The sequence below is a fragment of the Pseudomonas sp. DCB_AW genome (assembly GCF_026240895.1).
Taxonomy (GTDB): domain Bacteria; phylum Pseudomonadota; class Gammaproteobacteria; order Pseudomonadales; family Pseudomonadaceae; genus Aquipseudomonas; species Aquipseudomonas kermanshahensis.
This window is the reverse complement of the sequence record NZ_JAPFCE010000047.1, coordinates 16,191-39,954: the sequence shown is the minus strand read 5'-3', so window position 1 is coordinate 39,954 and position 23,764 is coordinate 16,191. Positions and strand designations below refer to the sequence as shown.

Sequence of the window (23,764 nt, the reverse complement as noted above, 5' to 3'; positions counted from 1 at the left end):
AAGGCCGCTCCTACAACGGCGCGATCTCTTGTAGGAGCGGCCTTGCGTCGCGAAAGGGGTGCGAAGCGCCCCCAGCAATCTCAGACCAAGGTACACTGATCGAAAAACCGCTCCCGCCCCAAAATCATCAGCGCCGCGCGCTTGTGCGGGAAGTCGAATTCTTTGTCGCAATGGAAACACTGATCGTGCATGTAGCCGATCATCTTGCCGTTGTCCGCCCGCGGCTCGGCCACCACCCGTTGGGTGCGCGGGTCATCGAGGAACAGGTAGTGCACCAGCGCCGATAACCAGCTGGCCACCTTGTGCGGCCCACGGTGCGCCTCCTCCCCTACCAACATGTGAATGCCGCGGTCGTAATCATCGGCCGAGTAGAACGGCGCAATCCGGTCTTCCTTTGCCCAGTACGCCTCGAAGTAGGCGAACGGCTCATCGTCGAAGCAGCCGATGAGCGTGAGGGTATGCGGGTCGGCTTCCAGCTTTGCCAGGTATTCACGGTGCTGCTGTAAAGAGCCGCTTTCCTGCCAGAACGCGTCGACCCGGGGGTTGTTCTGCCAGCGGCTGAAGCGCTCCAGGTCCTGATCGATTTCCAGTGCGCGCAGCGACACCCAACTGCCCAGGCGCGCATCGAAGCGCCGGTACACTTCGCCGCGGGGCTTGGGCGCCCGGCGCGGATGGCGCTTGCCGTTGCTGATCTGCATCTGCTGCGGGTAAACACTCGCAGCCGTGTCGCCGAGCCAAGGCTGGGGCAACTGCCAGAACAGCGCACGCTCGCACAGGTACACGCCCGGCTGCTCGCCAGGCAGCAACAGGCCGCTGGCAAGCGCCTGTGGCACGCCTTCGGGCAGGTGCCAGGCCAGGCGCTGGCAGGCGACATCACGCGAAAGCAGCCAATAGCAGGCGGCCCACAGGGCCTGGTAAGGGCGCTCTGGGCAGAGGCTTTGCAGGTGCACTTCCAGGCACGCACCCGGTACCAGCCGCAACTGGATCAGCGGGCGCCCTTCAAGGGTCAGGCTCAGCCAGCTATCGCCCTCATCGGCGCTGAGGGTGCGCCAGCGTGGCGGTGACAGTGGCTGCGAAGCGGCATCGAACGGCATGGTCTTGGCTCACGAAGATGAAAAGAAGGCTCACCGTGGAAAACGTTGCCGCTGCAGCGGAATTTAGTCGCGCGGCGCCTGCACCGTGATCCGGTAGGGCTGGAAGATACGCGTCAGTTCCCCGTTGTCGCGCAGGGCACGCATCAGGGCCGCGAACGACTGCTCGCCGATGGGTGCGTCCGGGCGTAGCAAGGCGTAGTGGTGATAGACCTGGTCGATACGCTGCGATGCCACCAGTTGCGCCTGGCTGTCGGGGTTGCGCTGCAGAAAGTCGCTTAGGTACGAACGGGTGACCAGGGCGATGTCGGCACGGCCAGCCTGCACCATCAGCAGGTTGCTGTCGTGGGAGTAGGTCAGGGTCGCGTTGAAGGCTTTACGCAAGTAGTCAGGGTCGGCATTGAAGCGGGCGAAGGCGTAGTGATAGCCGTTGAACAGCGCCAGGCGCTTGCCGCGCAGCTCATCGAAGTACCGCGGGTCACGGCCGTTGGCCTGGCTGGCGACGAACACCTCGGCATCCTCCAGGCCCATGTCTACGGTCTGGTGAGCAATGCCCTGCCAGCCCCATTGCGGGTTCTCGAAGATCGCCATGTCGGTGCGGCCCTGCTGCAAATCGCCAAAGCGCCGCTGGATGGAGGTGGGCACCAGCACAAAATGGTAGCCCTGCTGCGCACGGTTCAGGGCTGCGACCAACTGCGGCAACAGACCGGTGTCGGCCCCCTGCTCGGGGCGTACGGTGTAAGGCGGGAAGTGCGCGGCGCCGATCTTCACTTCGATCGCGTCGGCAGCCCAGCCTGGTATCGCCAGCCAAAGCGCAGCCAGCATCAGCAGAACGGGCAAGGCCTTTAAGCCGGGCGCTGGAGTCAAGACGCACACTCATCACGGTTCGTACCTGGTTGCGCCTAAGCTAGGCGTTTTCCGGGCAGGGCACAACTGCTGGTCGCCCGCCTTAGTGCCAAAGCAGGCGGCAAATTGCCAGGGGGTGCCGTAAGGCCAGACATTGGCTACGCTCTAGCAGGATCTGCAAGGGAGCCTGGTATGGGCCATTGGTTGGTGATCGACCTGGAAGCCACCACCGACGATGGTGGGTGGCCGGTCACAGAGATGGAAATCATTGAAATCGGTGCAAGCCTGGTAACCCGCGAAGGCCGCGAAGTCGACCACTTCCAGCGTTTCGTACGGCCCCGGCGGCGGCCACAGCTGACGCCGTTTTGCCGCGAGCTCACGCACATCAGCCAGGCCAGCGTCGACAGCGCCGCGCCCTTCCCTGAAGTGTGGGCGCGCTTCGAGCGCTGGCTGGGGCACCACCGCGGGCAGTTGCAGGCCTGGGTCAGCTGGGGCGACTACGATCGCCAGCAGTTGCTGCAGGAATGGCAACAGCATGGGCTCGACAGCCTGCTGCGCAACGTGCCGCACATCAACCTCAAGCAGCGCTTCGCCAAAGCCCGTCACCTGCAGCGGCCGACCGGCCTCAATGGCGCCTTGCAACTGGCCGGCATGCACTTTTGCGGGCAGCAGCACCGGGCCTTGGAAGATGCGCGCAATACCGCGCGGCTACTGCCCTTGAGCCTGCCGGCCAATGGCACCTGAAAGCAGATGACGACGGGGATGGCCTTGGGCATACTGGCCAGCCCTTTTTCATCCCCCTGTTCAGGAGTCGCCCATGTTCCAGGTCAACGAGTACTTCAACGGCACCGTCAAGTCGATCGCATTCGCAAGCGAAGAAGGTCCGGCCACCGTGGGTGTGATGGCACCGGGCGAATACGAGTTCGGCACAGCCAAGCGCGAAATCATGCATGTGATTTCCGGTGCTTTGACCGTCAAGCTGCCGGGTAGCGACAACTGGGAAACCTTCAAGGCTGGCGACAAGTTCAATGTGGCCGCGGACAGCAAGTTCCAGCTGCAAGTGAAAGTGGATACCGCCTACCTGTGCGAGTACCGCGACTAAACGCTGGCCTGCACCGGCCTCTTCGCGGGCAAGCCCGCTCACACAGGGACATCACAATGCTTGAGTCCTGTGCCACACCTGTGGGAGCGGGCTTGCCCGCGAAGAATCCAGCACTATTTCGACAAAAAGCCCGCCACCTTCTCAGCCGCCGCCTGCAAATGCTGCGCATGGCTGAACCCCGAAGCCTTCAACGGCTTCAGGTCATGATCGCCCGCCACCAGCCAGCTCACCTCGATCGCCGGTGACAGTGCATACCCTGCCACAGCCTCACGGTTACCCAGCGCATCCCGCTCGCCCTGCACGATCAACGTCGGTGTCTTGAGCCCCGCCAGGTGTTCGACCCTGGGCTTCTCCGGCTTGCCCACGGCATAGAACGGATACCCCAGGCACACCAGTGCATCCGCTTCGAGCTCGTCAGCCAACAAGCTGGCCATGCGCCCGCCCATGGACTTGCCACCGATGGCCAGCTTACCTGTGACCAAAGGTCGCACCTGCTGGTACACCTCGCGCCAGCATTCCAGTAGCACCTTCTGCGGATTGGGCGGCCGCTTGCCGCCGTTCACCCTGCGCTCGGCCATGTACGGGAACTCGAAGCGAATCACCCCGACCCCAAGCGCCGCGAGCCTTTGCGCCATCTCGTCCATGAACCCGCTGTCCATCGGCGCACCGGCACCATGGGCCAGGATCAGACAGCCTTTGTAGCCGTCATCCCCTTGAATTTGCGGAAGATCGCAGCGCAAGCCTGGGACATTTCCGACCTTCGCCCATTGATCCCCGTCAATACCGGCACTTTGCCCATTAATCATGCTTGCCTCGCTCTATAGCCTGCCAATAACCGTGGATGGGAACCCATACATGAACACAACCAGCAGTACCGCCTACAACTACAAGGTGGTCCGCCAATTCGCCATCATGACGGTGGTGTGGGGAATCGTCGGGATGGGGCTCGGCGTCTTCATCGCCGCCCAGCTCGCCTGGCCGTCCCTCAATTTCGACCTCCCCTGGACCAGCTTCGGCCGCCTGCGCCCCCTGCATACCAATGCGGTGATCTTCGCCTTCGGCGGCTGTGCACTGTTCGCCACCTCGTATTATTCGGTGCAACGTACCTGCCAGACCACCCTGTTTTCACCCAAGCTGGCCGCGTTCACCTTCTGGGGCTGGCAACTGGTGATCCTGCTCGCGGCCATCAGCCTGCCGCTGGGCTACACCAGCTCCAAGGAATACGCCGAGCTGGAATGGCCGATCGACATCCTGATCACCATTGTCTGGGTCTGCTACGCCATCGTGTTCTTCGGCACGCTGATGAAGCGCAATACCAAGCATATCTACGTGGGTAACTGGTTCTTCGGGGCCTTCATCCTGACCGTGGCGATGCTGCACATCATCAACAACCTGGAGCTGCCCGTCAGCCTGACCAAGTCATACTCGGTCTACGCGGGCGCCACCGACGCCATGGTCCAGTGGTGGTACGGCCACAACGCGGTGGGCTTCTTCCTGACCGCAGGCTTCCTGGGCATGATGTACTACTACGTGCCCAAGCAGGCCGAGCGGCCGGTGTATTCCTATCGCCTGTCGATCGTGCACTTCTGGGCACTGATCACCCTGTACATTTGGGCCGGCCCGCACCACCTGCACTACACCGCGCTGCCCGACTGGGCACAGTCGCTGGGCATGGTGATGTCGCTAATCCTCCTGGCACCGAGCTGGGGCGGCATGATCAACGGCATGATGACCCTCTCTGGCGCTTGGCATAAGTTGCGCAGCGACCCGATCCTGCGCTTCCTCGTGGTATCGCTGGCGTTCTACGGCATGTCCACCTTCGAAGGCCCGATGATGGCCATCAAGACGGTCAACGCCCTGTCGCACTACACCGACTGGACCATCGGCCACGTCCACGCCGGCGCCCTTGGTTGGGTGGCGATGATCTCGATCGGCGCGCTGTACCACACCATCCCCAAAGTGTTCGGCAAAGAGCAGATGCACAGCATCGGCCTGATCAACGCGCACTTCTGGCTGGCGACCATCGGCACCGTGCTGTACATCGCCTCGATGTGGGTCAACGGCATCGCCCAGGGCCTGATGTGGCGCGCGGTCAACAGCGACGGCACGCTCACCTACTCGTTCGTCGAAACCCTGGTGGCCAGCCACCCTGGCTTCATCGTGCGCTTCGTCGGCGGTGCGATCTTCCTCAGTGGCATGTTCCTGATGGCCTGGAACACCTGGCGCACGGTGCGTGCGCCAGCCACTGACGCCGCCCCTGCGAACGCCCAGCTGGCCTGAGGAGACACGCCTGATGAAACATGAAGTCATCGAGAAAAACATCGGCCTGATGGCGCTGCTGATGGTGTTTGCCGTCAGCATCGGCGGCCTGACCCAGATCGTCCCGCTGTTCTTCCAGGACGTCACCAACAAGCCGGTCGAAGGCATGAAGCCCTACACCGCATTGCAACTGGAAGGCCGCGACATCTACATCCGCGAAGGCTGCGTCGGCTGCCACTCGCAGATGATTCGCCCATTCCGCGCCGAGACCGAGCGCTACGGCCATTACTCGGTCGCTGGCGAGAGCGTGTGGGACCACCCGTTCCTGTGGGGCTCCAAGCGTACCGGCCCGGACTTGGCCCGCGTGGGCGGCCGCTACTCGGACGACTGGCACCGCGCGCACCTGTACAACCCGCGCAACGTGGTGCCCGAATCGAAGATGCCGTCCTACCCGTGGCTGGTCGCCGAGCAGGTCGACAACAGCCACACCGAAACCAAGATGCGCACCCTGCGAACCCTCGGTGTGCCGTACACCGACGCCGACATCGCCGGTGCCCGCGACGCGGTCAAGGGCAAGACCGAGATGGACGCGCTGGTCGCTTACCTGCAGGTGCTCGGCACCGCGATCAAGAACAAGAGGTGAGTGCGATGGAAATAGACATCGGCATGATCCGCGGGCTGGGCACCCTGGTGGTGATGATCGCCTTCATCGGCCTCTCGCTCTGGGTATTCAACCGCCGCCGCGACCGTGATTTCGCCGAAGCGCGCCTGCTGCCCTTCGTCGACGACCGCCTGCCCCCTGCCGGGCAGGAACCTGCTGCCAAGAGGAGTTCCGGGCAATGACCACCTTCTGGAGTACGTACATCAGCGTACTGACCATCGGCAGTTTGATCGGCCTTACCTGGCTGCTGCTGTCGACCCGCAAGGGCCAGAGTACCGACACCACCGACCAGACCATGGGCCACAGCTTCGATGGCATCGAGGAATACGACAACCCGCTGCCCAAGTGGTGGTTCTGGTTGTTCGTGGGCACCCTGGTGTTCTCGGTCGGCTACCTGATCCTCTATCCAGGCCTGGGTAACTGGAAAGGCATCCTGCCGGGCTACGACAACGGCTGGACCGGGGTCAACGAATGGCAGAAGGAAATGGACAAGGCCGATGCCAAGTTCGGGCCGATCTTCGCCAAGTACGCGGCCATGCCGGTCGAGGAAGTGGCCAAGGACCCGCAAGCCCTGAAGATGGGCAGCCGCCTGTTCGCCTCCAACTGCTCGGTGTGCCACGGCTCGGACGCCAAAGGCGCCTATGGCTTCCCCAACCTGACCGACAAGGACTGGCGCTGGGGCGGCGAGCCGGAGACCATCAAGGCCTCGATCATGAACGGTCGCCACGGCGTGATGCCGGCTTGGGCCGAGGTCATTGGCGAGCAGGGCGTGGCCGATGTGGCGGCGTTCGTGCTGACCAACCTGGATGGCCGCAGCTTGCCGGAAGGGGTCAAGGCCGACCCGGCCAAGGGCAAGGAAATCTTTGCCGGCAACTGCGTGGCCTGCCACGGGCCTGAAGCCAAAGGCACCCCAGCCATGGGCGCGCCTGACCTGACTCACCCGCAGGCGTTCATCTACGGCTCGAGCTTCGCCCAGTTGCAACAGACCATTCGTTATGGTCGCCAGGGGCAGATGCCGGCACAGGCCGAGATCCAGGGCAATGACAAGGTGCACTTGCTGGCGGCTTATGTGTATAGCCTGTCGCACGGTGACGCGCCTGAAGCAGTGACTGTTAAGTAATACCCGGGGGCCGCTTTGCGGCCCATTCGCAGCGCAAGGCTGCTCCTACAGGCGATCGCATGCTTCTTGTAGGCGCAGCCTTGTGCTGTAAATGGGCTGAAAAGCAGCCCCCACGCCCTCCCCCCGCCATACCCCTCCCCTTGCACCCCCCCCTAACCGAACTACGCTTGTTGCCTCAGTGGGCTTCGCTGCCAATCCAGCGAAGCAGACGCGGCGCATAGCCTGGTGCCGTCCGACAAAAAAGCCTGACCGATCGATCAGAAAAAGATGAAAAACGGTACACATTACAAATATTTATTTGTGTACAATCGTTCGAACCCAACACCGCTGGACACAGGTGGACGGGCTTGGACACGGGTCGGCGTACCAAAGTTGCGTTGCGGTAACCCGAGGGGTTATCGATACTGGCGCCGATTTTTCGACCAACAAGAACATCAAAACCGTGGAACCTTAGAATGAGCACAGCAATCAGTCCGACTGCTTATAACTATAAGGTCGTCCGCCAGTTCGCCATCATGACGGTGGTCTGGGGGATCCTTGGCATGGGCCTCGGCGTTTTCATCGCCTCGCAACTGGTATGGCCGCAACTGAACCTGGACCTGCCCTGGACCAGCTTCGGCCGCCTGCGCCCGTTGCACACCAACCTGGTGATCTTCGCCTTCGGCGGCTGTGCGTTGTTCGGCACCAGCTACTACGTAGTGCAGCGCACCTGCCAGACCCGGCTGATCTCCGACAGCATGGCGGCCTTCACCTTCTGGGGTTGGCAAGCGGTGATCGTCGGCGCACTGATCACCCTGCCGATGGGCTACACCACCACCAAGGAATACGCCGAGCTGGAATGGCCACTGGCGATCCTGCTGGCCATTGTCTGGGTGACCTACGGGCTGGTGTTCTTCGGCACCATCGTTAAGCGCAAGACCAAGCACATCTACGTCGGCAACTGGTTCTACGGCGCATTCATCGTGGTCACCGCGATGCTGCACATCGTCAACCACATCTCGCTGCCGGTCAGTCTGTTCAAGTCGTACTCGGCCTACTCCGGCGCCACTGACGCCATGATCCAGTGGTGGTACGGCCACAACGCCGTGGGCTTCTTCCTCACCACCGGCTTCCTGGGGATGATGTACTACTTCGTGCCCAAGCAGGCCGAGCGGCCGATCTACTCGTATCGCCTGTCGATCGTGCACTTCTGGGCGCTGATCACCCTGTACATCTGGGCCGGCCCGCACCACCTGCACTACACCGCCCTGCCCGACTGGGCACAGTCGCTGGGCATGGTGATGTCGATCATCCTGCTGGCGCCAAGCTGGGGTGGCATGATCAACGGCATGATGACCCTGTCCGGTGCCTGGCACAAATTGCGCACCGACCCGATCCTGCGCTTCCTCGTGGTATCGCTGGCGTTCTACGGCATGTCCACCTTCGAAGGCCCGATGATGGCCATCAAGACCGTGAACTCGCTGTCGCACTACACCGACTGGACCATCGGCCACGTCCACGCCGGCGCCCTTGGTTGGGTAGCGATGATCTCGATCGGCGCGGTGTACCACATGATTCCCAAGCTGTATGGCCGGGCACAGATGCACAGCGTCGGCTTGATCAACGCGCACTTCTGGCTGGCGACCATCGGCACCGTGCTGTACATCGCCTCGATGTGGGTCAACGGCATCACCCAGGGCCTGATGTGGCGCGCCATCAACGATGACGGCACGCTCACCTACTCCTTCGTCGAAGCCTTGCAGGCCAGCCACCCGGGCTACATCGTCCGCGCGCTGGGCGGTGCATTCTTCGCCTCGGGCATGTTGCTGATGGCTTACAACGTGTTCCGCACCGTACGCGCGGCCAACCCGGTTGAAGCAGATGAAGCCGCCAAGATCGTCGTCGTGGGAGCGCACTGATGAAGCATGAAGCCGTCGAGAAGAACATAGGCCTGCTGGCCTTCTTCATGGTCATCGCCGTCAGCGTCGGTGGCCTGACCCAGATCGTCCCGCTGTTTTTCCAGGACGTCACCAACAAACCCGTTGAAGGCATGAAGCCGCGCACCGCGCTGGAGCTTGAAGGCCGCGACATCTACATCCGCGAAGGCTGCGTGGGCTGCCACTCGCAGATGATCCGCCCGTTCCGCGCCGAGACCGAGCGCTACGGCCATTACTCGGTCGCCGGTGAAAGCGTGTGGGACCACCCCTTCCTGTGGGGCTCCAAGCGCACCGGCCCGGACCTGGCCCGCGTGGGCGGCCGCTACTCGGACGACTGGCACCGCGCGCACCTGTACAACCCGCGCAACGTGGTGCCCGAATCGAAGATGCCGTCCTACCCATGGCTGGTCGAGAACAAACTCGACGGCAAGGACACCGCGAAGAAGATGGAAGTGCTGCGGACCCTCGGCACGCCGTACACCGACGCCGACATTGCCGGCGCGCGGGACGCGGTCAAGGGCAAGACCGAGATGGACGCCATCGTCGCGTACCTGCAGGGTCTTGGCACCATCATCAAAAGCAAACGGTGACGCTGATGGATATCGGGATGATTCGCGGCCTGGGCACCGTCGTGGTGATGGTGGCCTTCGTAGGCCTGGCGCTGTGGGTGTTCAACCCACGGCGCAAGCAGGAGTTCGACGAGGCGACCCGGTTGCCCTTCGCGGATGATCCCGAAGCCACCCGGCACGTCGAGCAAGCGCAAGCAAAAGCTTCTGGGAGCAAAAAACAATGACAACCTTCTGGAGTCTGTACGTCACCGTCCTGACCCTGGGCACCATCTTCTCACTGACCTGGCTGCTGCTGTCGACCCGCAAGGGCCAGCGCGAAGAGGTCACCGACGAGACCGTCGGGCATGCCTTCGATGGCATCGAGGAATATGACAACCCGCTGCCCAAATGGTGGTTCTGGCTGTTCGTCGGCACCATCATCTTCGCCCTCGGCTACCTGGTGCTGTACCCAGGCCTGGGTAACTGGAAAGGTATGCTGCCGGGCTATTCGTACCTGGACACCGACAAGCAGACCGAGTTTGCCAACGGCCAGCCGGGCTGGACCGGCGTGCACGAGTGGGAAAAGGAAATGGCCAAGGCCGATGCCCGCTTCGGGCCGATCTTCGCCAAGTTCGCCGCGATGCCCATCGAAGAAGTCGCCAAAGACCCGCAGGCCCTGAAAATGGGCGCACGGCTGTTCGCGTCCAACTGCTCGGTGTGCCACGGCTCCGACGCCAAGGGCGCCTACGGTTTCCCCAACCTGACCGACAACGACTGGCGTTGGGGCGGTGAGCCGGAAACCATCAAGACCACCATCATGGGCGGTCGCCACGGCGTGATGCCGGCCTGGTCCGAGGTGATCGGCGAGCAAGGCGTTGCCGATGTGGCAGCCTTTGTGGTCAGCAAGCTCGATGGCCGCACCCTGCCGGAAGGCGCCAAGGCCGATGCCGAAAACGGGCAGAAGATCTTCGCCGCCAACTGCGTGGCCTGCCACGGGCCAGAGGGCAAGGGTACACCGGCCATGGGTGCACCAAACCTGACCCATCCACAGGCGTTTATCTACGGCTCGAGCTTTGCCCAGTTGCAGCAGACCATTCGCTACGGCCGCCAGGGGCAGATGCCGGCGCAGGAGCAGCTGCAGGGCAATGACAAGGTGCACCTGCTGGCAGCTTATGTGTACAGCCTGTCGCATCAGGAGCAGGAGCCTCAAAAGGCTGAGTAAGCAGGTCCGGCCTCTTCGCGGGTAAACCCGCTCCCACAGGTATCTCGCCGAGCCTGAGGGCAGCGGGGTCCCTGTGGGAGCGGGTTTACCCGCGAAGAATCCAGCACAAGCTGACCTGGATCAATTGACACCCGCCATATCACGATTCATACCACGAACCCAACGCGACTAAAGGTCGCAGTGCAACCCCTGGGTGCCATCACAGGCGTATCATGGGTCGCAGAGCGCTAGCAGATTGCGCGAGACTGCGGCCGGCATGCACTGGCCGCGGCATTTCTCCACTGCCGTGGGACTTGATGATGAGCAAGCAAATTCCGGTACATGACGTCACCCCGCCTGCCAACAAAGGGAAGGATTCCGTCGACCTCTACGCCTCCCGCGAGAAAATCTACACCCGCGCCTTCACAGGCGTCTTCCGCCGCCTGCGCATGGTCGGCGGGGCCGTGCTGTTCCTGCTCTACTTCGGCACCGTGTGGCTGAACTGGGGCGGTCACCAGGCCGTCTGGTGGAACCTGCCCGAGCGCAAGTTCTACATCTTCGGCGCCACCATCTGGCCCCAGGACTTCATCCTCCTGTCAGGCATCCTTATCGTCGCCGCGTTTGGCCTGTTCTTCGTCACCGTGTATGCCGGCCGGGTGTGGTGCGGCTATACCTGCCCGCAAAGCGTGTGGACGTGGATTTTCATGTGGTGCGAAAAAGTCACCGAGGGTGACCGCAACCAGCGCATGAAGCTCGACCGCGCCCCCATGAGCGGCAACAAGTTCCTGCGCAAATTCGCCAAGCACAGCCTGTGGCTGCTGATCGGTTTCGTCACCGGCATGACCTTTGTCGGTTACTTCTCGCCGATTCGTGAGCTGGCCATCGAGTTCTTCACCGGCCAAGCCGATGGCTGGGCCTACTTCTGGGTCGGTTTCTTCACCCTCGCCACCTACGGCAACGCCGGTTGGCTGCGCGAGCAGGTTTGCGTGTACATGTGCCCCTATGCACGCTTCCAGAGCGTGATGTTCGACAAGGACACGCTGATCGTGTCCTACGACCCGCGCCGTGGCGAAACCCGTGGCCCGCGTAAAAAAGACATCGACTACAAGGCCCAAGGCCTGGGCGACTGCATCGACTGCACCATGTGCGTGCAGGTCTGCCCCACCGGCATCGACATCCGCGACGGCCTGCAGATCGAGTGTATCGGCTGCGCCGCGTGCATCGACGCCTGCGACACCATCATGGACAAGATGAACTACCCCAAAGGGCTGATCAGCTACACCACCGAGCACAACCTGTCCGGGCAGAAAACCCACATGCTGCGCCCTCGGCTGATCGGCTATGCGCTGGTGCTGCTAGTCATGATCGGCGCCCTGGCCACCGCCTTCGCCACCCGCTCGCTGGTCGGCTTCGACGTCAGCAAGGACCGCGTGCTGTACCGCGAAAACGCCCAGGGCCGGATCGAGAACGTCTACAGCCTCAAGGTCATGAACAAAGACCAACGCGACCACGTCTACGTGCTCGATGCCGCCGGCCTGCCAGACCTCAAGCTCGAAGGCCAGCGCGAGATCCGCGTGGCGGCCGGTGACATCGTCAGCCTGCCCGTGCAGCTGTCGATAGCGCCCGAGAAACTGCCATCGACCACCAACGAAATCACCTTCATCCTCAAGAGCGCCGATGACAGCGACGCCCAGGTTGAAGCCAAGAGCCGCTTCATCGGCCCACAGATCCGCTGAGAGAGATTATCGACAATGCCTGCCGCCACCGCCGCCAGCCCTTGGTACAAGCACCTCTGGCCCTGGATCATCATCGGCATCCTCACCACCTCGGTGTGCCTGAGCCTGACCATGGTCAGCATCGCCGTGCGCAACCCGGACAACCTGGTCAACGACAACTACTACGAGGCCGGCAAAGGCATCAACCGTTCGCTGGACCGTGAGCTGCTGGCCCAGACCTTGAACCTCAAGGCCAGCGTGCATTTGGATGAGCTGACCGGCGAAGTCGACCTGCGCCTGACGGGCGACAGCGACCCGCAAATGCTGGAACTGAACCTGATCTCGCCCACCCAGCCGGACAAGGACCGCAAGGTGGCGCTAACCCGTGCCGAGGCTGGGCGCTATGTCGGGCAACTGGACGACAAGGTCGAAGGGCGGCGCTTTGTCGAGTTGCTGGGCAGCCAGCAAGGGCAGGTGTGGCGGTTGTTCGAGGAAGAAAAGGTGGAGCATGGTGTGACCTTGCAGCTGGGCGATGAAGCGTTGCTAGGCGCAGAACACAAATAATCGCGACACCACTGCCCCTGTGGGAGCGGGTTTACCCGCGAATGCGTCAGACCTGTAATCACCACTGCCTGATCTATCGCATTCGCGGGTGAACCCGCTCCCACAGGGTTCGATGCAAACCAGCTGATTTGTGTAAGGCAACAGCCCAATGACCCAACCCACCCCCTGCTACCACTGCGCCCTGCCCGTCCCCGCCGGCAATCGCTTCACCGCCGTGGTCCTCGGCGAGCCACGGCAGTTCTGCTGCCCAGGCTGCCAGGCAGTGGCCGAGTCCATCGTCGCCGGGGGCCTGGAGCACTATTACCAACACCGCAGTGACACCAGCGCCAACCCCGAAGCCTTGCCAAGGCAACTGCAGGATGAACTGGCGCTCTACGACCGCAGCGACGTGCAACAAACCTTCGTCCGCCACGCCGGCGAACTGGCCGAAGCTACCTTGATGGTCGAGGGCATCAGTTGCGCCGCCTGCGGCTGGCTGATCGAAAAGCACCTGCGCAACCTGCCCGGGGTCGCCGAAGCACGCCTGAACCTGTCTAATCATCGCCTGCTGCTGGCCTGGGACGACCACCAGTTGCCCCTCTCGCGCCTGCTCGCCGAGCTGCGCCAGATCGGCTACGCCGCCCATCCCTACCAACCGGACCAGGCCGCCGAGCAGCTGGCCCGGGAGAACCGCAGTGCCTTACGGCGCCTGGGTGTCGCTGGGCTGCTGTGGTTCCAGGCGATGATGGCAACCATGGCCACCTGGCCCGAATTCAACATCGACCTGTCGCCCGAGCTGCACACCATCCTGCGCTGGGTCGCGCTGTTTCTGACCATCCCGATCGTGTTCTACAGCTGCGCGCCGTTCTTCAAAGGCGCAGCGCGCGACCTGCGCACCCGCCACCTGACCATGGACGTCTCGGTATCGCTGGCCATTGCCCTGGCGTTCGGCGCCGGGATCTGGACCGCGATCAGCGGCAGCGGCGAGCTGTATTTCGATACCGTCGGCATGTTCGCCCTGTTCCTGCTGACCGGTCGCTACCTTGAGCGACGCGCCCGCGAACGCACCGCGGCGGCCACCGCGCAACTGGTCAACCTGCTGCCCGCCTCGTGCCTGCGCCTGGACGTTATCGGCCGTGCCGAGCGCATCCTGCTCAGCGAACTGCAGCGCGGCGACACGGTGCAAGTCCTGCCCGGCGCGGTAATCCCCGCCGATGGGCGCATCGTCGAAGGCCGCTCCAGCGTCGACGAGTCACTGCTGACCGGCGAATACCTGCCGCAACCGCGTCGCGTCGGCGATCGGGTCACCGGTGGCACCCTGAACGTCGAGAGCACCCTGAACGTGGAAGTCGAAGCCCTCGGCCACGACTCGCGGCTGTCGGCCATCGTCCGCCTGCTGGAACGCGCGCAGACCGAAAAACCGCGCCTGGCCGAGATCGCCGACCGCGCTTCGCAGTGGTTCTTGCTGTTTACCTTGATAGCCGCCGTGGCCATCGGCCTGTGGTGGTGGCACCTGGCCCCGGACCGCGCCTTCTGGATCGTGCTGGCCATGCTGGTAGCGACCTGCCCTTGCGCCTTGTCCCTGGCCACGCCCACAGCCCTTACCGCCGCCACCGGCACCCTGCACAAACTCGGCCTGCTGGTGACCCGCGGCCACGTGCTCGAAGGGCTCAACCAGATCGACACGGTCATCTTCGACAAGACCGGCACGCTCACCGAAGGCCGCCTTACCTTGCGCAACATTCGCCCGCTGGGCGACCTGGCCGCCGACCGTTGCCTGGCCCTGGCCGCCGCCCTGGAAAACCGCTCCGAACACCCCATCGCACGCGCTTTCGGCCGCACCGCCGCGCCCGCCGACGAAGTGCAGACCGTGCCAGGCCTGGGCCTGGAGGGGCTGGTTGACGGCCAACGCCTGCGTATCGGCCAGGCCACGTTCGTGTGCGCCCTGAGTGGCGCAGAAATCCCCGGCGTGCCCGAGCCACGCGGCCAATGGCTGCTGCTGGGTGATCGCCAAGGGCCGCTGGCCTGGTTCGGCCTCGATGACCGCCTGCGCGATGATGCCCCGGCCTTGCTCGCTGCCTGCAAGGCGCGGGGCTGGCGGACGCTGCTGCTGTCGGGTGACAGCTCGCCGATGGTCGCCGAAGTGGCGGCGCAACTGGGCATCGACCAGGCCATCGGCGGCCTGCGCCCGGACGACAAGCTGGACCGGCTCAAGGCGCTGCAAGCCGCTGGCCGCAAGGTGCTGATGCTGGGTGATGGGGTCAACGACGTGCCGGTGCTGGCTGCCGCCGACATCAGCATCGCCATGGGCAGCGCCACTGACCTGGCCAAGACCAGCGCCGATGCGGTGCTGCTGTCCAACCGCCTGCAGGCGCTGGTACAGGCCTTCGACCTGGCCCGCCGCACGCGCCGCAACATCCTCGAGAACCTGCTGTGGGCGACCCTGTATAATGGCCTCATGTTGCCGTTTGCCGCGCTCGGCTGGATCACCCCCGTGTGGGCGGCCATCGGCATGTCGGTGAGCTCGCTGATCGTGGTCCTCAACGCCCTGCGCCTGACCCGGCTGCCAGGCGTGGCGGCCACCAGCAGCCACCCGCAACCCGCCACCGCCTGATCAGGAGCCGCCCATGCCAGCCCTCTATGTCATGATCCCGGCCGCCCTGCTGCTTGTCGGCGTCGCCGTGTACATCTTCTTCTGGGCGGTGGACAGCGGCCAGTACGACGACCTCGAAGGCCCTGCCCACAGCATCCTGTTCGACGACCAGGACCCGCGCCACCAGGCTGCGGTCAAGCCGGACGACAGCCTGGCCGAAGACGACAAGGAACCCCCACCCCGTGCCTGACCTGCTGCCCCTGCTCGGCTCGGCGCTGATCCTTGGCCTGCTCGGTGGCGGCCACTGCCTGGGCATGTGCGGCGGCCTGATGGGCGCGCTGACCCTGGCCATCCCACCCGAGCAACGCGGCCGACGCTTGCAACTGCTGTTGGCGTACAACATCGGGCGCATTCTCAGCTATACCTGCGCCGGCCTGCTGGTGGGCCTGGCTGGCTGGGCCGTGGCCAGCAGCCCGGCCGCCCTGGCGCTGCGGGTGGTAGCCGCATTGCTATTGATTGCCATGGGGCTGTACCTGGCCGGCTGGTGGAGCGGGTTGACCCGTATCGAGGCCCTGGGCCGAGGGCTGTGGCGGCATATCCAGCCAATCGCCTCGCGCTTGCTGCCGGTGTCGAGCCTGCCGCGCGCCCTGTTGCTGGGGGCCTTGTGGGGCTGGTTGCCGTGCGGGCTGGTGTACAGCACGTTGCTGTGGGCTGCGAGCCAAGGAAATGCGGGGTACAGCGCGGCGTTGATGCTGGCCTTCGGGCTGGGCACCTGGCCGGTATTGCTGGCCACGGGCTTGGCGGCGGAGCGGGTCAGCAGCCTGTTGCGACGGCGCAGCGTGCGCATGGCGGGCGGGTTGCTGGTCATCCTGTTTGGCCTGTGGACGCTGCCTGGGCCACACCAGCATTGGCTGATGGGACACTGAAGCGGGCTGCTGTACAGCCCCAATGGCTCTTGATACAAATCAACACAGATTCCTACAGACGGCCATAGACTCCGGACACTGCTCGCTCTATCCGGGGACCGCCCACATGCTCGACGACCTACGTTGGGACACCGACCTGATCCGACGCTACGACCTGGCCGGACCACGCTACACCTCCTACCCGACCGCCGTGCAACTGCACAGCGAAGTGGGCTCGTTCGACCTGCTCCACGCCCTGCGCGAGAGCCGCCGGGCAGTGCGCCCGTTGTCGCTGTACGTGCACGTGCCGTTCTGCGCCAACATCTGCTACTACTGCGCCTGCAACAAAGTCATCACCAAGGACCGTGGCCGCGCCGCGCCCTACCTGCAACGCCTGGAGCAGGAAATCCAGCTGATCGCCTGCCACCTGGACCCCAAACAACGGGTCGAGCAACTGCACTTCGGCGGCGGCACGCCCACCTTCCTCAGCCCCGTGGAATTGCGCCAGCTGATGGCCACCCTGCGCCAGCACTTCAACCTGCTGGACGATGATTCCGGCGACTACGGCATCGAAATCGACCCACGCGAAGCCGACTGGTCGACCATGGGCCTGCTCCGCGAGTTGGGCTTCAACCGTGTCAGCCTGGGCGTGCAGGACCTGGACCCGGCCGTGCAGCGGGCGGTTAACCGCCTGCAGAGCCTGGAGCAGACCCGCACCCTGATCGAGGCAGCGCGTACCCTGCAATTCCGCTCAATCAACCTGGACTTGATCTACGGCCTGCCCAAGCAGACCCCGGAAGGCTTTGCCCGCACGGTCGAAGAGGTGATCCGCCTGCAACCCGACCGTTTATCGGTGTTCAACTACGCCCACTTGCCCGAGCGTTTCATGCCTCAGCGACGCATCGACAACAATGACCTGCCGAGCCCGTCAGCCAAGCTCGAAATGCTGCATGCCACCATCGACCAGCTGACCGCCGCCGGTTACCGCTACATCGGCATGGACCACTTCGCCCTGCCCGACGATGAGCTGGCCATGGCCCAGGAAGAAGGCACCCTGCAACGCAACTTCCAGGGCTACACCACCCACGGCCATTGCGACCTGGTCGGCCTGGGGGTGTCTGCCATCAGCCAGATCGGCGACCTCTATTGCCAGAACAGCAGCGACCTCAACACCTACCAGGACAGCCTCTCCAACGCCCAACTGGCCACGCAGCGCGGCCTGCTGTGCAACCACGACGATCGCCTGCGCCGGGCAGTGATCCAGCAGTTGATCTGCCATTTCGAACTGGACTACGAGCCGATCGAACAGGCCTTCACCATCGATTTCCGCGGCTACTTCAACGACCTCTGGCCGGAACTGCTGACCTTGCAGAGTGATGGCCTGATCAGCCTGGACGACAAGGGCATCCGCATCCTGCCCGCCGGCCGCCTGTTGGCGCGCTCGGTGTGCATGGTGTTCGACGCCTACCTGGCGATGCAAAACCGCCAGCGCTTCTCACGGGTCATCTGAAAAGCGAGACGTTCAACCGCATGGACAAGTGGGCTTGTGCGGCACATTATGGGTACACGAAAGGCCTCGGCGCGCACCCGCCGAGGCTTCGCCAGCACGCACCACAATAGCGCACGCTGGCCTACAACCTACGCCGTGAGTTACCCTTACGTCTTATGTGTGCTTTCCCACAAGGATCGATTGAAAATGTCCGAGCCAGTTAAACTGCGCCCACATACCCAGGCCCATTGCAAGGATTGCAGCCTGGCCCCCCTGTGCCTGCCTCTTTCGCTGAACCTGGAAGACATGGAAGCACTGGATGAAATCGTCAAACGTGGACGGCCGCTGAAAAAAGGCGAGTTCCTGTTCCGTCAGGGTGACAATTTCGGCTCGGTCTACGCAGTACGTTCCGGCGCCCTCAAAACCTTCAGCCTCAGCGACAGCGGCGAAGAGCAGATCACCGGCTTCCACCTGCCCAGCGAACTGGTCGGCCTGTCCGGCATGGACACCGAAGCCTACCCGGTGTCGGCCCAGGCCCAAGAGACCACGTCGGTGTGCGAAATCCCCTTCGAACGCCTCGACGAACTCTCGGTGCAATTGCCGCAATTGCGTCGTCAGCTGATGCGTGTGATGAGCCGCGAGATCCGCGACGACCAGCAAATGATGCTGCTGTTATCGAAGAAAACCGCCGACGAACGCATTGCCACCTTCCTGGTCAACCTGTCCGCACGCTTCCGCGCACGTGGCTACTCGGCCAACCAGTTCCGCCTGAGCATGTCGCGCAACGAAATCGGCAATTACCTGGGCCTGGCGGTGGAAACCGTGTCGCGGGTCTTCACCCGCTTCCAGCAAAACGGCCTGATTCGCGCCGAAGGCAAGGAAGTGCATATCCTCGACCCGATTCAGTTGTGCGCGCTGGCCGGCGGTGCAATAGAGGCCTGAGCTTTTGTTAACGGGTATACTGGCGCCATCGTTTTTCCAGGATACCCGCAACAATGCATAGCGAAGCCTTCGACCTCAAAGCCCTGATCCGCCCGGTAGTGGACTTCCCCAAACCGGGTGTGATCTTTCGCGACATCACCCCGCTGTTCCAATCCCCACGCGGGCTGCGCTATGTCGCCGACCAGTTCATCGAGCGTTATGTCGAGGCTGAGTTCAGCCACATCGGCGCCATGGACGCGCGCGGCTTCCTGATCGGCTCGATCATCGCCCACCAGCTGAACAAGCCGCTGATCCTGTTCCGCAAACAGGGCAAGCTGCCGGCTGACGTGCTGAGCGAGGGTTATCAGACCGAGTACGGCGAGGCCTTCCTCGAAGTGCATGCCGACAGCCTGTGCGAAGGCGACTCGGTGTTGATTTTCGATGACCTGATTGCCACTGGCGGCACCCTGCTGGCGGCAGCCAACCTGGTGCGTCGTACCGGGGCTCAGGTATTTGAAGCGGCAGCGATCATTGACCTGCCGGAGCTGGACGGTTCGCGCCGGCTGCAGGCTGCGGGTGTGCCGACCTTCTGCCTGACCGAGTTTTCGCTGAACGAATACTGAGTGCATTGCAGCCATCGCTTTTTGTAGGAGCAGCCTTGCGCTGCGAAGAGGCCAATGACAACGAGACTATTTTCGTTGCCATTACCGGCCTCTTCGCAGCACAAGGCTGCTCCTACAGACCGCTCGTAAGGTCTTTAGAGCGAAATCGGCCTGCGCCCCGCAAAGGCATGCGCCAATGTCCCGCCATCCACCAACTCCAGCTCGCCACCCAGCGGCACACCATGGGCAATGCGCGACGCCACCAGGCCTTTCTCGTTCAGCAACTGCGCGATGTAATGCGCCGTCGCCTCCCCTTCCACCGTCGGGTTGGTCGCCAGGATCACCTCGGTAAAGGTGCCCTGCTCCTCGATTCGCGCCATCAGCTGCGGCACGCCAATCGCCTCAGGCCCCAGGCCATCGAGCGGCGACAGATGCCCCTTGAGCACGAAATAGCGGCCGCGGTAGCCGGTCTGCTCCACCGCATACACATCCACCGGCCCCTCGACCACACACAACTGCGTGTCGTCACGGCGCGGGTCGGCGCACTGCGGGCACAGTTCCTGCTCGGTCAAGGTGCGGCACTGACGGCAATGGCCAACCCCTTCCATGGCCTGGGTCAACGCCTGAGCCAACCGCAGGCCGCCGCTGCGGTCACGCTCAAGCAGCTGCAGGGCCATGCGCTGGGCGGTTTTCTGGCCGACACCCGGCAGGGTGCGCAAGGCATCGATCAGTTGGCGGATCAGGGGGCTGAAGCTCATGTAGGCAGGCCTGCAAGTCGGGGGAACAGAATGAACAAGGGAGCAACGGCCCCAAGGCCGTTGCTCCCCATTTGACGCAAAAGGTGAATCAGAACGGCATTTTGAAGCCTGGCGGCAACTGCATGCCAGCGGTCATGCCGCCCATTTTTTCCTGGCTGCTCTGCTCGACCTTACGGACCGCATCGTTCAGTGCGGCAGCGATCAGGTCTTCAAGCACTTCCTTGTCGTCTTCATCGGTCGACATCAGGCTTTGGTCGATGCTGACGCGCTTAACGTCGTGACGACCGGTCATCACCACGCTCACCAGGCCGCCACCGGATTGGCCGGTCACTTCGGCGTTGGCCAGTTCTTCTTGCATCTTGGCCATTTTTTCCTGCATCTGCTGGGCCTGCTTCATCAGGCCGGCCATGCCACCTTTCATCATGGGGGTATACCTCGATTGGGTCATGTGATGCGGCCCGGCACCGGGCCAGCCGCATGGTTATCCGTTACTGGCCCTGATTGGCCAGGGCCTCTACAGGCTCAATAGTATCCTGTCGCACCTTGGCACCGAACTGCTTGATCATCTGCTGGATTAACGGATCCTGCTCGATCGACACCACGGCGTCTTGCTGGCGCTCGGCACGCTTGCGCGAAGCGGCCTGGGCTGGCGTTTCCTGCTCAGGGCGTATCAGCTCGATACGCAGGTTCAGGGTGCGCCCCAGGTGCTGATTGAGCGCGTCGTTCAAGCGCCGCTGCTGGGTGGCATTGAACAGTGCGCCCTGGCCTGGGTCCAGGTGCAACAGCCAGTCGTCGCCGTCGGCGGCAATCAGCGTACAGTTTGCGGCGATGTTGCCTGTCATACCGGAGACAGGCAACTGTGGGAATAATTCCAGCCATTGCAGGGCCAGGCCGGTAGCCGGCTGGGCGGCCGGCAGCGGTTCGGCAGCAGGTTTGGGCTGCTCTTCCTGGACGTGCTCGGCCAGTTCATCGAGGTAACTGAAGCCGACGGGGTCGCTGTCACCTACGTAGTAATCTTCGTCCGCTGGCGGTTCGTCGTCGCGGTCCATGCCCGCTGCCGCATAGGCCGACGGGTCGAACGGCGGCTCGTCGTAGGCCGGCTGTTCGCGCTGCGGCTCGGCCATGGCTGGCTGGGGCGCAGGTGTTGGCTCAGGCGCAGGCTCAGCCACAGGCACCGGCGAGGCGGCAACCGGCACGGGGGGCGCTACAGGCTCTTCCCAAGGCAGGTCGATGACGTCCTCGACAGGTGCGGGTGCCGGCGCAGCAGGTTCAACTGGCGCTGGCTGAGTAACCGCAGGCGTCGGCTCTACAGCGGGTGCTACAGGGGTCGGCACCTCCACCGCGTGCGCGACAACCGGCGCCACGGGCGCTGCGGCTGGCTGATGGGCCACTCCCGCAGCTGCCACCGGTGTTGCAGGATCAGCTGTGGCTTGGCTGATCCCCACCGGCTTTAGCACCGGTTTCGGCGCGTCATCGGTGTCGGCTGGGCGGAACGCCAGCATGCGCAACAGGACCATCTCGAAGCCACCCCGTGGGTCCGGCGCCAGGGGCAAGTCGCGGCGGCCAATCAGGCCCATCTGGTAATAGAACTGCACGTCCTCGGCCGGCAATGCCGAGGCCAGCGCCAATACGCGGTCGCGGTCGCCCTGGCCGTTGTCCACCGCCTCCGGCAGTGCCTGGGCAATGGCGACACGGTGCAGCACGTTGAGCATTTCGGCCAGCACGCCACTCCAGTCCGGCCCTTGCTCGGCAAGGTTGCGCACAGCCTCCAGCAGCGCTCGGGCATCGCCTTCTAGCAGCGCCTGCAGCACGCCATAAACCTGCCCATGGTCGAGGCTGCCGAGCATGGCCCGCACATCGGCCGCCAGCACCTTGCCTTCACCAAACGCGATGGCCTGGTCAGTCAAGCTCATGGCATCGCGCATCGAACCGTCGGCGGCGCGGCCCAGCAGCCATAGGGCATCTGGCTCGAACGGCACGTTTTCGGCGGTCAGCACATGGCTAAGGTGCTCGACTACTCGCTCCGGGCTCATGTTCTTCAGCGAGAACTGCAGGCAGCGCGACAGGATGGTCGCTGGCAGCTTCTGCGGGTCGGTGGTGGCGAGGATGAACTTGACGTAGGGCGGCGGCTCTTCCAGCGTCTTGAGCAAGGCGTTGAACGAGTGGGTCGAGAGCATGTGCACTTCGTCGATCAAATAGACCTTGAAGCGCCCACGGCTCGGGGCATATTGCACGTTATCCAGCAGCTCGCGAGTGTCTTCGACCTTGGTGCGGCTGGCGGCGTCGATCTCGATCAGGTCGACGAAACGGCCCTCGTCGATCTCCCGGCACACCGAACAGGTGCCGCAGGGCGTCGAGGTGATGCCGGTTTCGCAGTTCAGGCATTTGGCGATAATGCGGGCGATGGTAGTCTTGCCCACACCGCGGGTGCCGGTAAACAGGTAGGCATGGTGCAGGCGCTGGTTGTCCAAGGCATTGATCAAGGCCTTGAGCACATGGGCCTGGCCGACCATTTCGCGGAACGAGCGCGGACGCCATTTTCGTGCAAGAACCTGATAACTCATCGAAAAACCATCGTAGCCTGATCGAGCGGAAGATCGCTAATGCTAGCGGAGCGGGGCCGAAATTGCACCCTGCGCGACTGGTCTAAGCTATGAAACTGGCGCGCTATCCAGGGAGGATGTGCCTTGCGAAGACTGTTGCCCCTGCTATTGCTGTGGACCACCCACAGCCTGGCCGACCCACCCGTGCTGCGTTTTTCCGTCGCCGAGAGCTGGAGCATGCCGCTGATGCGCGTCGAAGGCGATCAACCGGTGGAAGGTTTGCTGTTCGACCTGATGCAGGCCATTGCCCGGGAAGTGGGTGTACGACCGGAGTATCACGTACTGGCACGCCTGCGCCTGCAGGAGGCCATGGAAAGCGGCGATATCGACGTGCGCTGCTATGTCAGCACCCAGTGGTTTCAGGATCGGCCGGGCAATTTTGTCTGGAGCATCCCCGTGATCCACCAGCGCGACGTATTGGTTGGCGGCGCTGATGCAAGCAACCCTACCCGCCCAGAGCAACTGGCGCCGCAAGCCATCGGCACTGTGCTGGGTTATGCCTACGGCACCCTGCAACCCTTGTTCGAGCAGGGCCGATTGCACCGCGAAGACAGCCGCAGCCAGCTGCTGGCCCTGCAGAAGCTGCACGCGGGGCGGTATCTGCATGCGGTGAGCAACGAGTTGTCGTTGCAGTGGTTCAACCAAGGCTTGCCGGCGGGGCAACAACTGCAAACGCAGGCAGTGCTGGAAGAGCAGGACTTGGGATGCATGGTGCGCACTGACCCGGGGGTACCGACGCAAGGGGTGCTCAGGGCACTGGTGCGCATGAAGCAGTCCGGGGAAATTGAGCGGATCAGCCAACGGTATGGGGGTGCGGGGTATGCTGGGAATGCCGCAGCGCGGACGCCCTAAATAGAGACGTTTCGCACAATTTGGGGAACAGGCGTGTGC

The 23,764-nt window shown here is 63.4% G+C and carries 25 protein-coding genes; 19 read left to right on the top strand and 6 right to left on the bottom strand.

Annotated elements, in window-relative coordinates:
- Nucleotides 1-80: 80 nt before the first annotated feature.
- Together OO306_RS20865 and OO306_RS20860 are read right to left on the bottom strand one after the other, a co-directional pair.
- Complete coding sequence (locus OO306_RS20865; protein ID WP_265969801.1) at nt 81-1,094, bottom strand: GNAT family N-acetyltransferase; 1,014 nt, start codon at nt 1,092-1,094, stop codon at nt 81-83.
- Nucleotides 1,095-1,157: 63 nt separating this feature from the next.
- Nucleotides 1,158-1,958, bottom strand: a complete 801-nt coding sequence (locus OO306_RS20860) for an ABC transporter substrate-binding protein (RefSeq protein WP_265969800.1) — start codon at nt 1,956-1,958, stop codon at nt 1,158-1,160.
- Between the two features lie 171 nt (nt 1,959-2,129).
- Here OO306_RS20860 and OO306_RS20855 point away from each other — a divergent pair, with 171 nt between their 5' ends.
- Together OO306_RS20855 and OO306_RS20850 are read left to right on the top strand one after the other, a co-directional pair.
- Nucleotides 2,130-2,681 (top strand): exonuclease domain-containing protein, encoded by a 552-nt coding sequence (locus OO306_RS20855; protein WP_027592917.1) that lies wholly within the window; start codon nt 2,130-2,132, stop codon nt 2,679-2,681.
- Between the two features lie 73 nt (nt 2,682-2,754).
- Entirely contained in the window at nt 2,755-3,039 is a 285-nt protein-coding gene (locus tag OO306_RS20850) for a pyrimidine/purine nucleoside phosphorylase (protein ID WP_027592918.1), read from the top strand.
- A gap of 113 nt (nt 3,040-3,152) precedes the next feature.
- On the opposite strand, the gene OO306_RS20845 is transcribed toward OO306_RS20850, so the two are convergent.
- Entirely contained in the window at nt 3,153-3,845 is a 693-nt protein-coding gene (locus tag OO306_RS20845) for an alpha/beta family hydrolase (protein WP_265969799.1), read from the bottom strand.
- A gap of 49 nt (nt 3,846-3,894) precedes the next feature.
- Between OO306_RS20845 and ccoN (OO306_RS20840) the strand changes: the two genes are divergently transcribed.
- From ccoN (OO306_RS20840) to OO306_RS20765, 16 genes are all read left to right on the top strand, one after another.
- Nucleotides 3,895-5,319, top strand: a complete 1,425-nt coding sequence (gene ccoN / locus OO306_RS20840) for a cytochrome-c oxidase, cbb3-type subunit I (RefSeq protein WP_027592920.1) — start codon at nt 3,895-3,897, stop codon at nt 5,317-5,319.
- 13 nt (nt 5,320-5,332) lie between these two features.
- On the top strand, nt 5,333-5,941 hold the full coding sequence (gene ccoO, locus OO306_RS20835) for a cytochrome-c oxidase, cbb3-type subunit II (protein WP_027592921.1): 609 nt from the start codon (nt 5,333-5,335) through the stop codon (nt 5,939-5,941).
- A gap of 5 nt (nt 5,942-5,946) precedes the next feature.
- Entirely contained in the window at nt 5,947-6,141 is a 195-nt protein-coding gene (locus OO306_RS20830) for a cbb3-type cytochrome c oxidase subunit 3 (protein WP_027592922.1), read from the top strand.
- Nucleotides 6,138-7,079: a cytochrome-c oxidase, cbb3-type subunit III gene (gene ccoP / locus OO306_RS20825; protein WP_027592923.1), complete on the top strand. Its 942-nt coding sequence runs from the start codon at nt 6,138-6,140 to the stop codon at nt 7,077-7,079. Before OO306_RS20830 ends, ccoP (OO306_RS20825) begins: the two co-directional genes overlap by 4 nt.
- 455 nt (nt 7,080-7,534) lie before the next feature.
- Complete coding sequence (gene ccoN / locus OO306_RS20820) at nt 7,535-8,977, top strand: cytochrome-c oxidase, cbb3-type subunit I (RefSeq protein WP_027592924.1); 1,443 nt, start codon at nt 7,535-7,537, stop codon at nt 8,975-8,977.
- Complete coding sequence (gene ccoO / locus OO306_RS20815; RefSeq protein WP_003254286.1) at nt 8,977-9,585, top strand: cytochrome-c oxidase, cbb3-type subunit II; 609 nt, start codon at nt 8,977-8,979, stop codon at nt 9,583-9,585. The genes ccoN (OO306_RS20820) and ccoO (OO306_RS20815) overlap by 1 nt, the downstream gene beginning before the upstream one ends.
- A gap of 5 nt (nt 9,586-9,590) precedes the next feature.
- Nucleotides 9,591-9,788, top strand: a complete 198-nt coding sequence (locus OO306_RS20810) for a CcoQ/FixQ family Cbb3-type cytochrome c oxidase assembly chaperone (RefSeq protein WP_033699345.1) — start codon at nt 9,591-9,593, stop codon at nt 9,786-9,788.
- Nucleotides 9,785-10,765, top strand: coding sequence for a cytochrome-c oxidase, cbb3-type subunit III (ccoP, locus tag OO306_RS20805; protein WP_027592926.1), 981 nt, complete (start codon nt 9,785-9,787; stop codon nt 10,763-10,765). Before OO306_RS20810 ends, ccoP (OO306_RS20805) begins: the two co-directional genes overlap by 4 nt.
- Nucleotides 10,766-11,064: 299 nt before the next feature.
- Nucleotides 11,065-12,480, top strand: coding sequence for a cytochrome c oxidase accessory protein CcoG (gene ccoG / locus OO306_RS20800; protein WP_027592927.1), 1,416 nt, complete (start codon nt 11,065-11,067; stop codon nt 12,478-12,480).
- Between the two features lie 15 nt (nt 12,481-12,495).
- Nucleotides 12,496-13,023, top strand: coding sequence for a FixH family protein (locus tag OO306_RS20795; RefSeq protein ID WP_265969798.1), 528 nt, complete (start codon nt 12,496-12,498; stop codon nt 13,021-13,023).
- A 148-nt stretch (nt 13,024-13,171) separates the two neighbouring features.
- Nucleotides 13,172-15,616, top strand: a complete 2,445-nt coding sequence (locus OO306_RS20790) for a heavy metal translocating P-type ATPase (RefSeq protein ID WP_265969797.1) — start codon at nt 13,172-13,174, stop codon at nt 15,614-15,616.
- Nucleotides 15,617-15,629: 13 nt separating this feature from the next.
- Nucleotides 15,630-15,845, top strand: coding sequence for a cbb3-type cytochrome oxidase assembly protein CcoS (gene ccoS, locus OO306_RS20785; RefSeq protein ID WP_027592930.1), 216 nt, complete (start codon nt 15,630-15,632; stop codon nt 15,843-15,845).
- Entirely contained in the window at nt 15,838-16,521 is a 684-nt protein-coding gene (locus tag OO306_RS20780) for a sulfite exporter TauE/SafE family protein (RefSeq protein WP_265969796.1), read from the top strand. The genes ccoS and OO306_RS20780 overlap by 8 nt, the downstream gene beginning before the upstream one ends.
- Nucleotides 16,522-16,627: 106 nt before the next feature.
- Nucleotides 16,628-18,010, top strand: coding sequence for an oxygen-independent coproporphyrinogen III oxidase (hemN, locus tag OO306_RS20775; RefSeq protein WP_265969795.1), 1,383 nt, complete (start codon nt 16,628-16,630; stop codon nt 18,008-18,010).
- Nucleotides 18,011-18,196: 186 nt separating this feature from the next.
- The gene (gene fnrA / locus OO306_RS20770; protein ID WP_027592933.1) at nt 18,197-18,931 is read left to right on the top strand and encodes a Crp/Fnr family transcriptional regulator FnrA; all 735 of its coding nucleotides are present in this window, start codon (nt 18,197-18,199) and stop codon (nt 18,929-18,931) included.
- Nucleotides 18,932-18,984: 53 nt separating this feature from the next.
- Nucleotides 18,985-19,533: an adenine phosphoribosyltransferase gene (locus OO306_RS20765; protein WP_252825231.1), complete on the top strand. Its 549-nt coding sequence runs from the start codon at nt 18,985-18,987 to the stop codon at nt 19,531-19,533.
- 134 nt (nt 19,534-19,667) lie between these two features.
- On the opposite strand, the gene recR is transcribed toward OO306_RS20765, so the two are convergent.
- The 3 genes from recR to dnaX all read right to left on the bottom strand — a co-directional run bounded on the left by recR (nt 19,668) and on the right by dnaX (nt 22,834).
- Complete coding sequence (recR, locus tag OO306_RS20760; RefSeq protein ID WP_027592934.1) at nt 19,668-20,270, bottom strand: recombination mediator RecR; 603 nt, start codon at nt 20,268-20,270, stop codon at nt 19,668-19,670.
- Nucleotides 20,271-20,358: 88 nt separating this feature from the next.
- Entirely contained in the window at nt 20,359-20,694 is a 336-nt protein-coding gene (locus OO306_RS20755) for a YbaB/EbfC family nucleoid-associated protein (protein ID WP_008093501.1), read from the bottom strand.
- 64 nt (nt 20,695-20,758) lie between these two features.
- The gene (gene dnaX, locus OO306_RS20750; protein WP_265969794.1) at nt 20,759-22,834 is read right to left on the bottom strand and encodes a DNA polymerase III subunit gamma/tau; all 2,076 of its coding nucleotides are present in this window, start codon (nt 22,832-22,834) and stop codon (nt 20,759-20,761) included.
- 123 nt (nt 22,835-22,957) lie between these two features.
- On the opposite strand from dnaX, the gene OO306_RS20745 reads away from it, so the two are divergent.
- A complete protein-coding gene (locus tag OO306_RS20745; protein WP_265969793.1) occupies nt 22,958-23,725 on the top strand; it encodes an ABC transporter substrate-binding protein in 768 nt (255 codons plus the stop codon).
- Nucleotides 23,726-23,764: the final 39 nt, after the last annotated feature.

What these genes read in the sequence shown, in the direction of transcription:
- OO306_RS20765 (WP_252825231.1), top strand. Translation starts at nt 18,985, where the DNA reads ATGCATAGCGAAGCCTTCGACCTCAAAGCCCTGATCCGCCCGGTAGTG.
- ccoP (WP_027592926.1), top strand. Translation starts at nt 9,785, where the DNA reads ATGACAACCTTCTGGAGTCTGTACGTCACCGTCCTGACCCTGGGCACC.
- fnrA (WP_027592933.1), top strand. Translation starts at nt 18,197, where the DNA reads ATGTCCGAGCCAGTTAAACTGCGCCCACATACCCAGGCCCATTGCAAG.
- OO306_RS20795 (WP_265969798.1), top strand. Translation starts at nt 12,496, where the DNA reads ATGCCTGCCGCCACCGCCGCCAGCCCTTGGTACAAGCACCTCTGGCCC.
- recR (WP_027592934.1), bottom strand. Translation starts at nt 20,270, where the DNA reads ATGAGCTTCAGCCCCCTGATCCGCCAACTGATCGATGCCTTGCGCACC.
- ccoN (WP_027592924.1), top strand. Translation starts at nt 7,535, where the DNA reads ATGAGCACAGCAATCAGTCCGACTGCTTATAACTATAAGGTCGTCCGC.
- OO306_RS20755 (WP_008093501.1), bottom strand. Translation starts at nt 20,694, where the DNA reads ATGATGAAAGGTGGCATGGCCGGCCTGATGAAGCAGGCCCAGCAGATG.
- OO306_RS20855 (WP_027592917.1), top strand. Translation starts at nt 2,130, where the DNA reads ATGGGCCATTGGTTGGTGATCGACCTGGAAGCCACCACCGACGATGGT.
- ccoG (WP_027592927.1), top strand. Translation starts at nt 11,065, where the DNA reads ATGAGCAAGCAAATTCCGGTACATGACGTCACCCCGCCTGCCAACAAA.
- OO306_RS20850 (WP_027592918.1), top strand. Translation starts at nt 2,755, where the DNA reads ATGTTCCAGGTCAACGAGTACTTCAACGGCACCGTCAAGTCGATCGCA.
- ccoP (WP_027592923.1), top strand. Translation starts at nt 6,138, where the DNA reads ATGACCACCTTCTGGAGTACGTACATCAGCGTACTGACCATCGGCAGT.
- hemN (WP_265969795.1), top strand. Translation starts at nt 16,628, where the DNA reads ATGCTCGACGACCTACGTTGGGACACCGACCTGATCCGACGCTACGAC.
- ccoO (WP_003254286.1), top strand. Translation starts at nt 8,977, where the DNA reads ATGAAGCATGAAGCCGTCGAGAAGAACATAGGCCTGCTGGCCTTCTTC.
- OO306_RS20865 (WP_265969801.1), bottom strand. Translation starts at nt 1,094, where the DNA reads ATGCCGTTCGATGCCGCTTCGCAGCCACTGTCACCGCCACGCTGGCGC.
- ccoN (WP_027592920.1), top strand. Translation starts at nt 3,895, where the DNA reads ATGAACACAACCAGCAGTACCGCCTACAACTACAAGGTGGTCCGCCAA.
- OO306_RS20790 (WP_265969797.1), top strand. Translation starts at nt 13,172, where the DNA reads ATGACCCAACCCACCCCCTGCTACCACTGCGCCCTGCCCGTCCCCGCC.
- ccoS (WP_027592930.1), top strand. Translation starts at nt 15,630, where the DNA reads ATGCCAGCCCTCTATGTCATGATCCCGGCCGCCCTGCTGCTTGTCGGC.
- OO306_RS20830 (WP_027592922.1), top strand. Translation starts at nt 5,947, where the DNA reads ATGGAAATAGACATCGGCATGATCCGCGGGCTGGGCACCCTGGTGGTG.
- ccoO (WP_027592921.1), top strand. Translation starts at nt 5,333, where the DNA reads ATGAAACATGAAGTCATCGAGAAAAACATCGGCCTGATGGCGCTGCTG.
- dnaX (WP_265969794.1), bottom strand. Translation starts at nt 22,834, where the DNA reads ATGAGTTATCAGGTTCTTGCACGAAAATGGCGTCCGCGCTCGTTCCGC.
- OO306_RS20845 (WP_265969799.1), bottom strand. Translation starts at nt 3,845, where the DNA reads ATGATTAATGGGCAAAGTGCCGGTATTGACGGGGATCAATGGGCGAAG.
- OO306_RS20810 (WP_033699345.1), top strand. Translation starts at nt 9,591, where the DNA reads ATGGATATCGGGATGATTCGCGGCCTGGGCACCGTCGTGGTGATGGTG.